Annotated in this window: 7 protein-coding genes and 2 pseudogenes; 3 read left to right on the top strand and 6 right to left on the bottom strand. The window is 76.6% G+C overall.

Features of this window, described 5'->3' with window-relative positions; translation table 11 throughout:
- The 3 genes from EBN88_RS25050 to EBN88_RS32115 all read left to right on the top strand — a co-directional run.
- The coding region (locus EBN88_RS25050; RefSeq protein ID WP_158621519.1) for a condensation domain-containing protein at positions 1-1630 on the top strand (1630 nt) is incomplete at its 5' end.
- Positions 1627-2448 carry an HAD family hydrolase gene (locus EBN88_RS25045; protein ID WP_122399330.1) on the top strand — a complete coding sequence of 274 codons (822 nt, stop codon included), beginning with the start codon at positions 1627-1629 and terminating at the stop codon, positions 2446-2448. The genes EBN88_RS25050 and EBN88_RS25045, both read left to right, overlap by 4 nt.
- Positions 2445-3365, top strand: coding sequence for a nucleoside hydrolase (locus tag EBN88_RS32115; protein WP_158621517.1), 921 nt, complete (start codon positions 2445-2447; stop codon positions 3363-3365). Before EBN88_RS25045 ends, EBN88_RS32115 begins: the two co-directional genes overlap by 4 nt.
- Positions 3366-3598: 233 nt before the next feature.
- Here the strand turns inward: EBN88_RS32115 and EBN88_RS32110 are convergent.
- The 6 genes and pseudogenes from EBN88_RS32110 to EBN88_RS30825 form a co-directional block, all read right to left on the bottom strand.
- Positions 3599-4300 (bottom strand): annotated as a pseudogene (locus EBN88_RS32110) (AfsR/SARP family transcriptional regulator); the annotation flags it as partial.
- Positions 4301-4376: 76 nt separating this feature from the next.
- Positions 4377-5429 carry an aromatic ring-hydroxylating oxygenase subunit alpha gene (locus EBN88_RS25030; protein ID WP_122399327.1) on the bottom strand — a complete coding sequence of 351 codons (1053 nt, stop codon included), beginning with the start codon at positions 5427-5429 and terminating at the stop codon, positions 4377-4379.
- 68 nt (positions 5430-5497) lie between these two features.
- Positions 5498-6901 carry a condensation domain-containing protein gene (locus EBN88_RS25025; RefSeq protein WP_122399326.1) on the bottom strand — a complete coding sequence of 468 codons (1404 nt, stop codon included), beginning with the start codon at positions 6899-6901 and terminating at the stop codon, positions 5498-5500.
- Positions 6891-7868, bottom strand: a complete 978-nt coding sequence (locus EBN88_RS25020; RefSeq protein ID WP_122399325.1) for a non-ribosomal peptide synthetase — start codon at positions 7866-7868, stop codon at positions 6891-6893. Before EBN88_RS25020 ends, EBN88_RS25025 begins: the two co-directional genes overlap by 11 nt.
- Positions 7865-9664 carry a condensation domain-containing protein gene (locus EBN88_RS25015; RefSeq protein ID WP_122399324.1) on the bottom strand — a complete coding sequence of 600 codons (1800 nt, stop codon included), beginning with the start codon at positions 9662-9664 and terminating at the stop codon, positions 7865-7867. The genes EBN88_RS25020 and EBN88_RS25015 overlap by 4 nt, the downstream gene beginning before the upstream one ends.
- Before the next feature lie 28 nt (positions 9665-9692).
- Positions 9693-10766 (bottom strand): annotated as a pseudogene (locus tag EBN88_RS30825) (hypothetical protein); the annotation flags it as partial.

The raw sequence follows: 10766 nt of genomic DNA, 5'->3' as shown, positions 1-10766 counted from the left end.
CGCCGGCCCGCCGGCCGACCGCGCGGCGGCCGGGCCCGGCCGGCCCGAGGCGCCAGCGGCGGACGATCCCCGGGTGGGCCGGCTGGCGGGTGAGATAGCCGCCCTGTGGGCCCGGCACCTGGAGACATCCGAACCGGTCGGGCCCGACTCCGACTTCTTCCTCGTCGGCGGCACCTCGATGACCGCTATCGGCATCCAGCGACGGTTGGAGAGCGAGCTGGGCCGGGCCGTGTCCCTGCGTCAGTTCTTCGACGACCCGACGCCGCGTGCCCTGGCCGTCCGGCTGCTCGCGGAGCCGGCCGGAGACACGTTCCGCCCGCCGGGCGGCGACTCGCCGAACGGCCACCCGCCGGGCGGGGACCCGGAAGCCCCCGGGGAGCCGGCCGAACTGCCCCTCACCTTCGCCCAGTTGGACATCTGGACCCACACGCGGCTCTGGCCCGACACGCGCGGCTTCCTCATCCCGCTGGCGGTGGACGTGGCCGGCGGCGTCGACCCGCACCGGCTCGCCGAGGCCACGTCGGCCACCCTCTCCGCGCACCCGGCGACGCGGGCGACGTTCCCGCTCAGCGCCGGGACGCCGGTCCAGCGGCCCGGCCCGGCCAGCACACGGATCGAGGTGCCGGTCCTCCCGGCGGAGCACGAGGACGAACGGCGGTGGCTGGAGGGGGAGATCGTCTCGGACAGCCCCGACCTGGCGTCGGGCTCGCCGGTCAGGGCCGCCGTGCTCGACCGGGGCCCGGCCGGGGCGACCCTGGTCGTCGCCGCGCACCACGTGGTGGCCGACATGCGCACCGTCGGCCTGCTGTGGGACGAGATCGCGCGGCGTTACCAGGGGCGGCCGGTGCGGGACGCCCCCGGGGAGCGCCTCGACGCGCTGCGCCGGGCCGTGGCCGCGAACCGTCGGGGCGGCGACGCGGCGGCCCGCGCCCACTGGGCCGGCGTGCTGCGGGACCGCACGCCCCTGACGCTCCCTCGGGAGGTCGCCGACGAGGTGGCGGGGGCCGCCGTCACTCGCGTGGTGCTGGGCGAGGCGGACCTGCGGCGGGTCGGACGGCTGATGGCCGACCACCGGGCCAGCGCGATGATGGTCGGCGCCGCGCTCTTCGCCCGCGCGGTCGGCCGGCTCTGCGGCACCAGGGCGCCCGTGCTCGCGACCCTCACCGAGAACCGCCCCCCCGAGGCCGCCGACGTCGCGGCCTGCTTCGTCAACGTGGTGCCGCTCGTGGTGGCGTGGGACGGCGAACCCCCGCTGGCCGCGCTGGTGGAGCGCGCCCGCGAGGCGGTGCTCGCCGCGCACGAGCACCAGGCGGTGCCGACCAGCGAGATCCTGTCGCTCGCCGGGCCGGCGGCCACGCGCAGGGACGCCTGGCTGCGGGTCGTCGTCGACGCGCGCGACGAGCGGGCGTTGGACCTTCCGCTGCCCGGACCGGCCACCGCCACCCGCCTGTTGCGGATCACCAGGGAGCTGCACAACGACCTCGAACTGAGCGTCATCTCCCTGCGGGACGGCCGGCTGTGCTGGGAGGTGGACCACCGCAGGGACGCCATCTCCCCCCGGGCGGTGGCCGAGCTGCTGGACGCGATGCTCGCCGAGCTGCGGACGGTCCCCGCCGGGCCGGGGCGATGAGGGGGCCGGGAATCGGCCTGGTCGCCACGGACCTGGACGGCACGTTCTGGGACCGGGACGGCCGGGTGCACCCGCGAACGGCCGCCGCCGTGGCGACGCTGGGGGAGCGGGGCGTGCCCGTGCTGGCGGTCACCGGACGACGCCACGCCACCGCGGCCCCGCTGCTGCGGGCCGCCGGCGTGCCGGTGGCCGCCACCGTCTGCCTCGACGGGGCGATCGGCCGCGAGGGCGTGGACGGCGAGGTCTTCCACCGCGACCCGCTGCCCCCGGGCAGGGTGGGCGAGTTGCTGGCGGTGTGCCGGGAGGCCGGGGTCGAGCCCTGCGCCGTGGTGGACGCCCCCGACCGCGACCTGTTCGTCGGGGCTCGCCCGACGACCCACCCCGACCACCTGGCGGCCAACCAGGGCCGCGTGCGCCGCTGCGGGGACCTGGCCGACGCGCTCGCCCGGCGGGTCGTGCTCTCCCTGGTGGTGTGCGGCGGCGACCCCGGGCCGCTGGGCCGCCTCGCCGCGCGGGTCGAGGGGCTGGCCCAGGCGTCGTTGACCAGGGACACCGTGCACGGCGGTGCGGCGCTCTCGCTGCGTCGGCCAGGCACCGGCAAGTGGCGTGCCGTGGCGGCCTACTGCGCCAGGGCGGGCCTGGACCCGGGTCGGGTGCTGGCGCTCGGGGACGGGGCCAACGACCTCGACCTGCTGGCCCACGCGGCCGTCGCGCTGGTGCCCGAGGGCGCGGACCCGGGCGCGCTGGCGCTGGCCACGCGCACGGTCCCCGGGCCCGAGCGGGGTGGCTGGGCCGCGTTGCTCGGGGTGCTGCGGTGACCGGCTCCCGGCCGCCCGATCCGCGCCAGGCGGCCCACGCGCCCTACACCCTGGTCTGTGACCCGGGGATCGACGACCTGGTGGCGCTGCTGGTGTTGTGCGGGGCGGGCTCGCCCCCCTCAGCGGTGGTGGCCACGGCGGGCAACACGGGCCTGGCCGCCAGCGTGCGCAACGCGGCGGGGCTGCACGCGCTGCTCGAACTCGACCGGCTGGCCGTGCCGTTGATCGAGGGCACCGGCTCGTCCCTGGCGGGGCCCTACCCGGGCCAGGGCCTCGACATCCACGGGGCGGACGGCGTGGGCGGGACGGCGGGCCGGCTGCCCGGGCCCCGGGTGGCGGCGGCCCCGTTCGCCCCGGAGGCGCTGCGGGGTCGGCTGCTGGTCACCTCGCCGCTCACCCCCGTCGCCCACGCGCTGCGGGCCGGGCACCGCCCGGAGGTGACCTGGATGGGCGGGGCGTGGGAGGCGGACGGGAACGCGACACCGGTGGCCGAGTTCAACGCCTGGCTCGACGCGGAGGCCGCCGACGAGGTGCTGCGCTCGCCGCCGACCTCGGTCGTGGTGCCGCTGGACGTCACCGACCGGGTGACCTGGTCCTCGACCGACCTCGACGCGTTCGCCGCGCTCGGCGGCCCGGGCCTGCTCACCGCCCGGGCCTGCCGGCGGCTGGTGCTCGACGGGCCGACGTCACTGCCGGACGTGGTGGCCGCGACGGCGTTCCTGTGGCCCGGCCTCTTCCGGTGGCGTTCCCTCGCGGCGTCGTGCGTGACCGCTCACGGCGCGCTCCGGGGCATGACCGAGTGCGTGCCGTCGGGCCGCCCCACCGCCTCGGTGGCGGTGGACGTGAACGCGGCCGGTGTGCGGCGTGCCGTCTCCGCGTGTCTGGCCACGCTGGCCGCCACCGTGCCGGAGGTGTGAACCGCCCCGACCGGATGCGGCTGGGTCTGGAACGCGTACCGCATCCGGCCGTCGGCACCGCGGCGGCATGGGCGGATGACCTTGGCGGCCACCAGGGAACGCAGCACCTCCTCGGGCAGCATGGCCCGGCCCGCCATGGAGCTGCGGGCGGCGGCGAACGACGAGGGCGACTCGGCGGCCATCCCACCGCCCACGCGTTCCGCCACCGGCGGCTCCTGGATGACCTCCGTGTAGGCGTCGTTGAGCAACGGGCCCGGGCCGACGCCCAGTTCGTCGTTGAAGATGCGCCGTCCCTGGTGGAAGATCGCCATCGCCTCCCCGCGCAGCCCGCTGCGGTGCAGGGCCCGCATCAGCAGCACCCGCAGCGACTCCCGCAACGGGTGCTCCTCGACCAGCCGTTGCAGCTCGGGGAGGAGTTGGCCGTGCCGGTCCAGTTCCAGCTCGGCCGTTATCCGTCCCTCCAGGGCGACGAGCCGGGCCTGGAGGAACCGGGGCTGCTCACTCTCGGCCATGAAGTCGGTGACCGAACACAGGGCCGTGCCCCGCCACAGCCCCAGGGCCGCACGGAAGGAGGAGGCCGCGGCGGCGAAGTGCCGCTCCTCCAACTGCCGGTGTCCCTCGGCGCTCAACCGGGCGAAGGCGCGGTGGTCCAGCTCCTGCCCGGCGGTGGCCATGAGGTACCCGGGCCAGCGCCGCTCGATCACCGCCTCGGGCGCGAGCGCCTTCCGCAGCCGCGAGATGTAGGTGTAGATCTGGGCGCCGGCCGTGGCCGGCGGGTGCCAGCCCCACAGCAGGGTGCTCAGCCGGTCGTCCGGCACCACCCGTCCCTCGGCGAGCAACAGGGCGGCCAGCACGGTGTGAGCCTTGGTGCCGGTCAGGCGGACGCGACCGGACGCGCCGTACACCTCGACCGGTCCCAGGATTCGGAATCGCATAACGGTCTCCCAGAGTCAAAGCGCGGGAAGGGGTGGGCGGAGCCGCCGCGTCGGGCGGCGTCCGCTGGTGTGGCCGTCAGGACACGGCGAGGGGCGCGGCCGGTGTCCCCCGCTCCTCGCCCTGCTCCTCGTCCCGGGCAAAGGTGTCGAGGAGCTCCCGGTAGAGCCGGCGGAAGACGATGCCGTACTTGTCGGAGCGGGTGTGGACCTGGGCGCGCGGATCGAGTGGGGCCTCCACGGGCCGCTGGTTCTCGACGATCGGGTAGTCCTCCTCGAAGATCTGGCGCTCGTACTCCCACATCTCCTCGATCGAGACCCCGTGCTCCTCGACGACGATCTCGTTGACGCCGGCCACCCAGAAGAGGCGGACCCGGGTGCCCTCCTCGTTCAGCGGGGTCGCGAACTGGGCGACGAAGCGCTTCCCGCCGTCCGGGAAGGCGGTGCGGTTGTAGGCGACCATGGGCAGCGAGACGCGGTAGGTGATGGTCTGTTGGCGCGCCAGGACCTCGTGCCCGTCGAGTGCGGTGCCGCCCAGGTCGGTGGACAGCTCCCACCGGAGGTCCCACCCGTCGCGCCGCACCTCGTAGGACCCGACCTCGCGGCGGACCCGGGGGCCCATGGTGCCGGTGTGCACGAACGGGAAGTGCGCCATGTCCCGGAAGTTCTCGGTGATCTGCCGCATCCCGCAGGCCAGGTCGGCCGGCGGGCCGAAGGCGAACCGCCACCCCGGCTCGCCGTATCCCCGCATCCGGGGGAACGGCAGGTAGGGGTCGCCCAGGCAGGTCCAGACGTGCCCGTACGCCTCCCGCACCGGATAGGTGGTCAGCCTGATGCCGGGCTGCGTGGTTCCGGCCGGCAGGGAGGGGATCTCCACGCACCGCCCGGTGCCCGCCTCGAACAGCCAGCCGTGGTAGGGGCATTCGAGGCACGCGTCGCGTACCGTCCCGAGCCAGAGGGCGACGCCTCGGTGCGGGCAGCGCCCACCGGCGACGGTGAGGCGACCGCCCGCCCGGAAGACGACCAGTTCGGTGCCGAGGATGTTCGCCTCAAGCGGCCCCTGTTCGACGTCCTCGATGCGGGCGACGGGGAACCAGGAACGGCGAAGCAGCCTGCGCTCGGTGTCCTCCACGACTCACTCTCCTCACGGGTGTCACGCTGGGTCAGGTGGTTCGGGGTGCCGGGTCGGGAACGTGCGGGTCACTCCCCGTCGAGGGGGAGCGCGGCACGGGGGTCGTCGACGACCCGGCGCAGTGTCTCGGTGTGGAGGTGCGCCAGGCGGCGGGCCGTCCGCGCGCGGAGCAGGGCCGTGTTGTACTCCAGGGCGCACAGGGTCTCCGCCGGCGTCTGGAAGACGTTGAGGACCAGGTCGAAGCGGGCCACGGGCATCTCCACCCCCTCGGCGGTCACCTTGGCCCCGGGCAGGTGGCGCTCCTCGTGCGGCCCGGCGGCCGAGTACGCGTAGAGGACCTGGACCAGCGGGGACAGGCCCGGGGTCCGTGGCGGCCGGACCGCCTCGACCACCTGGGGGAACGGCAGGGCCTGGTGGGCCTGGGCGTCCAGCACGGTGCGGCGGACGCGGTCCAGCAGCGCGACGAAGTCGCCCGCCCCCGCCACGTCGGTGCGCAGGACCAGGGTGTTGACGAAGAAGCCGACCATGTCGCGGAGCCAGGGATGGTCGCGACCCGCGGTGATCGTGCCGACGGCGATGTCACGCTGGCGGGTGACACGGGCCAACGTCAGGACCCACACGGCGAGGTGGGCCATGAAGGGGGTGGCCCGCGCCGCGCGGGCGAGGGCGGTCAGGGCGGCGGCGGGTGCGGGGGGCAGGGGGAACCGGTGCACGGCGCCGGTGAACATCTGGCTGCGGGGGCGGGGCCGGTCCAGCGGCAGGCTCAGCGTGGGCAGGCCCGCCAGCCGGTCCCGCCAGTGGCCGGTGAGGGTGGCGAGGCCGCCGCCGGCGAGCCTGGCCCGCTGCCAGGCGGCGAAGTCGGCGTACTGGGCGGGCGGTTCGGGCAGCGGCTCGGTCGGCAGCCCGTGGGCGGCGTGGTAGAAGTGCCGGAAGTCCCGCCAGAGCAGCCGCTCCGACCACTCGTCGGAGACGATGTGGTGCAGGTCCAGCACCAGCGCGCCACCACCGGGGCTCAGCACCAGCAGGGGGCGCAGCGGGCCGGGCGCGGCCAGGTCGAAGGGGCGCTCACACGCCTCCCGGACGATGGCGGTCGCCTCGTCCGTCGAGCGGGCGTGGCGCACCCGCAGTCGCCAGGGCGCGGGCGGGTGGGGGAGTTGCACCGGCTCTCCGTCCCGCTCGGGGAAGGCGGTGCGCAGCACCTCGTGCCGGGCGGTGAGGCGGTTCAGCGCGGCGGCGACCGCCTCGGGGGCGAACGAGCCGCGCAGCCGCCACACGACGGGGACGTTGTACGCGGTGCTCTCCGGAGCGAACCGCTGGAGGAACCACAGCTCCTCCTGCTGGTGGGAGAGGGGGAAGACCGCGCCGTCCGGGCGGGGCAGCCGGACGAGCGGCACCGTTCCCGGGGCCGGGCGGCGGGCCAGCCGGGCCCGCAGCAGGGCGCGCCGCTCAGCCGAGAGCGCGTCAGCTCTCATGGAGGAACCTCCTCACCTCGTCGTCGCTCAGGCTCGCGATCTCGTCGACCAGCGCGTCGTACTCCGCGCCGGCGGACAGCAGGCCGGAGGCCATGCGGTCGGCGAGGCGGCGTGCCGTCGGGTGCTCGAAGACGTCGTTGGCGGAGAGCTCCAGGCCGTACTCCTCGTAGACGCGGAACGCGAGGTCCAGCGCGAGCAGGGAGTGCCCGCCCCGTTCGAAGAAGTCGTCGTCGGGTCCGACCGCCGGGTCGGCCAGCACCTGGCGGAACAGCCCGGTCAGCGCCCGCCGCGCGGTGTCCGGGTCGAGGGGTTCCGGTGGCCCGGCGTCCCGAGTTGCGGGACCGCCCACGACCACGGTGCCCCCCCGCGCCCAGGCCGCCAGCATGGCGACGACGGCGTCCCTGAGGGTGGGCTCCCGCCAGGGGTGGGCCGGGGCCGTGGGCTCCCGGGCTCCTTCCTCGCACCGCCGGGCGACGCCGCTCGTCAACGCGTCATGGCCGACCGGCACCCAGGGCTCGCCCGGCCCCGCCGGCACCAGGAGGGCCGGCCCGACGCGGACGTCCCGGCGCGCGGTGACCGCGCCACCGGGGGCGTCGGCCAGCGCGGACAGCCGGGCCGTCCCCGGCCAGACGCCGGGCACCTCGTCGCCCGGGTCGGTGAGCACCAGGTCGACGGGGGTGTCGGGGACGAGCGGCGTGTCCCGCCCGGGGGCGGGGGGTGCGAGCAGCACGGCGGTCGTCCCGGCGCGGAGGGAGGCCAGCAGGGCGACGCTCGCCGCCAGCCCGCCTCGCGCGGCCACGCCCAGAACGCGCGTCTCCCCCAGACGGCCGGCCAAGCCCTCGGCCAGCGCGGCGAGTTCGGCGTAGCTCGCGGCGCCGTCCCGCGCCTCGACGGCCATCTCGTCGGGCGACCCGACGGCCCGGTCGGCGAACAGGCGGTAGGGCGTGGACTCCTGGTGGCCGCTCACCGCTCGCCTCCCGGGGTCCGCCTGTGCTCCAGCTGGTCCAGGGCCTCGGCGAGGTCGGCCCCCTCGACGGCGTCGAGGCCGGTCAGCAGGAGTTCGTCGAGAAGTTCCGCCTGGGCGTCGACGCTGTCGTGGGTGAAGAGGTCCACGGTGCGGACCTCCACCCCGAACTCGTCCGTGAGCCGCGCGGCGGCGCGGGCCATGGTCAGGGAGTGCGCGCCCAGTTCGAAGACGCTGGCGAAGACGTCGGTGACGGCGTCCACCTCCAGCAGTTCGGCCCAGATCGCGGCCACCGCCCGTTCGGTGGGGGTGGCCGGGGCGGCGGCACCGGGCGGCCCGGCGGGCTCCCCGCCCGGTGCGGGGGCGGGCGGGGGTGGAGGGAACGGCTCCGGCAGCGAGGCCAGCGGGCGGTCCGGCTCGTCCACCACGGCCCGCAGCAGGGTCAGGTAGCCCTCGGCGAGGTCGGAGACCGCCTCGTCAGCGAACGCGGTGTGGAGCCAGTGCACCGTGAGGGAGCCGTCCGGCTCACCGATCGCCTTGACGGACAGGTCGAGCGCGCTGCCGATCGGGCCGATGTCCTGCGCCTCGCAGGGCAGCCCGGCGAACTCCCGTGGCGTGGGCTGCCGTTCCTCGTACGAGAAGAGGAGCCCAGGCAGCGAGGGCAGGGCGCCCAGGTCGCGTCGGGCGGCCTCCGCCACCAGCGTGCCGTGTGGGACGTGGCCGTTGACCATGGCGGTCAGCACCTCGCCGCGCTCCGCTCGGGCCAGTTCCGCGAAGGTCCGCTCGGGGGCGAGCGGGTTGCGCAACGCCAGAGTGGTGAGCAGCGGGCCGATCACCCCGTCGGTGCCCGGGCCGCCGCGCTGGCTGAAGGGTGAGGCGACCAACACGTCGGCCGCCCGGGTCGACCGCCACACCGTGATCCGGAGGACCGCGCAGGTGAGGGCGAAGAGGGACACCTTCAGAGAGGCCGCCCGCGCGCGCACCGCGCCGCCGAGGGCCGGGCCCGTGGTCACGTGCACGGAACCGCGCTCCCCGCCGGAGCCGGAGCCCAGCGGCAGGCGGGGGGCCGGGGGCGTGTCGCGGAGCCGGTCGGCCCAGTGCCGCACCAGCCGGGCCCGGCCCTCCGCGCCCAGGGCGACCGCCCCGGCCCGCACCGTCTCGGTGTAGTCGGCCGCCTGCGGGAGGCGGGCCGGCGCGTCGAGCAGCTCGGCCCGGTACCGCTCGGCGAGTTCGGTCAGCAGCAGAAGGGGCGAGTCGTTGTCGCTGGCGATGTGGTGCATGGCCAGCGCCAGCAGGTGGAGCCCCGGGCGCACCCGGAAGAGGGCCAGCCGCAGCGGGGGTTCGCGGTCGAGGGCGAAGACGCCGGCCGCGGTCTCCCGCGCGGTCGCGACGGCCGCGCCCGGGTCGACGTTCCCGCCGCGCTCCTTCGGCAGGTCCCGCACCGCGAGCGCCGCTCCCGCCGGCAGCACGTGCTGCCGCAGCGTGTGGCCGTCGAAGCGGAAGAGGGTGCGCAACAGCGGATGGGCGGCGACGGTGGCGGACAGCGCCCGCGCCAGGGCGGAGGGTTCGATGTCGCCCTCGACGCGCAGGATCAGCCGGTCGTTGAGCGAGCCGGAGGGGGCGAGGGTGTGGGAGAGCCACAGCTGGAGCTGGGTGTCCGTGGCCGGCAGGTCGCGGGTGCCGTCGGGCAGGGCGTCGGGCTCGGTCTCGGGCGGCGGGGGGTCGTTCCACCACACGGCCCGGGCGGTGAGGGCGTTGAGCCGGCTGTCGGGGGCGTCGGACACGATCGGGTCGGACATGGCGGTGCTGCCTCCTTGGGGCGGTGGGTCACCGGCGGCGGATGGCGAGGGCGAGGCGGGTGAGCGCGGCCCGGTCGGGGCCTCCCGCGCCGGTCAGCGGCAACCGGGGCAGGGTGACGAAGCGGACGCCACCACGGGGCAGCGTTCCGGCCGGCAACGCCGCCCGCAGGCCGCGTTCCCCGGGCGCGCGCCTCGGGTCAGGGACGAGGAAGACGGTCAACGGGGCCGCCGTCTCGTCGAGCGGCGGCGGCACGGCCGCGGCCTGGGCCACGCCCGGCAGTTCGCGCAGCACCGCCTCCACCCGGGAGACGACCGGCGGGGTGTCGGGGGTCGCCCAGCACAGGACGTCGAGTTGGCCATCGACGGCGATCCTGGTGTGGTGTCCCGAGCGGAAGAGGCGGCCCCCGGGCCGGGCCGACCACGGGTCGGGTGGATGGGTGACGGCGGTGGCCGCCGGGCTCCCGGCCCGGCCGCAGAGCGGGGCGGCCGGGGCGAGTTCGCCGGGGGTGCCGGCCGGAACGGGGCGTGCCTCGGCACCGAGCAGTGGCCAGGTCGCGGGGGCGTCCCCGGCCGGGTCGCCCCAGGGGCCCGGCCAGGGGGCGGTGTGGACGACCCGCACGCCCAGCCGGGCCATGCGCTGACGCACGCTCAGCGACGGCGGGCGTCCCGCCGCGAGCACCAGGCGCGGGGCCGGGCGGTCGCCGAGCGTGGCGGCGAACGCGTCGAGCTGGTCGGTGGAGCAGTGCAGGACGTTTGCGTCCTCGGGAACGGCCAGGCCGGGTCCGCCCACGGTCAGCACGGCACCGGCCCGGACGGCGAGGACCTGGACGACGAACGTGGGATCGCCGGGCGGCGCGGTCAACGCGACCCGGGGGGCGTTCCCCGAGGCGTCAGCCAGCGTCAGGTAAAGCCGCGTCAACCGCGCCTGGTGGTGGGCGAGATCGGCGAAGGCCGCCCGGCCGGGGCCCTCGGCCGTGGCCGCGCGCCAGGCGCAGGCCGCGTCGGTGAGCGGGACGGGCGCGACCGGCTTGCCCCGCCAGTCGGCCGGGTCGGGTGGCACGGCCAGCCGGCCGGGCCCCTCGGCGTGCCCCGCCGGCACCAC

Origin of the sequence: Streptomyces triticirhizae (genome assembly GCF_003696235.1) — a bacterium.
Lineage (GTDB): Bacteria > Actinomycetota > Actinomycetes > Streptomycetales > Streptomycetaceae > Streptomyces > Streptomyces triticirhizae.
The sequence above is the reverse complement of the archived record's forward strand: the minus strand, read 5'-3'. Positions and strand labels throughout refer to the sequence as shown.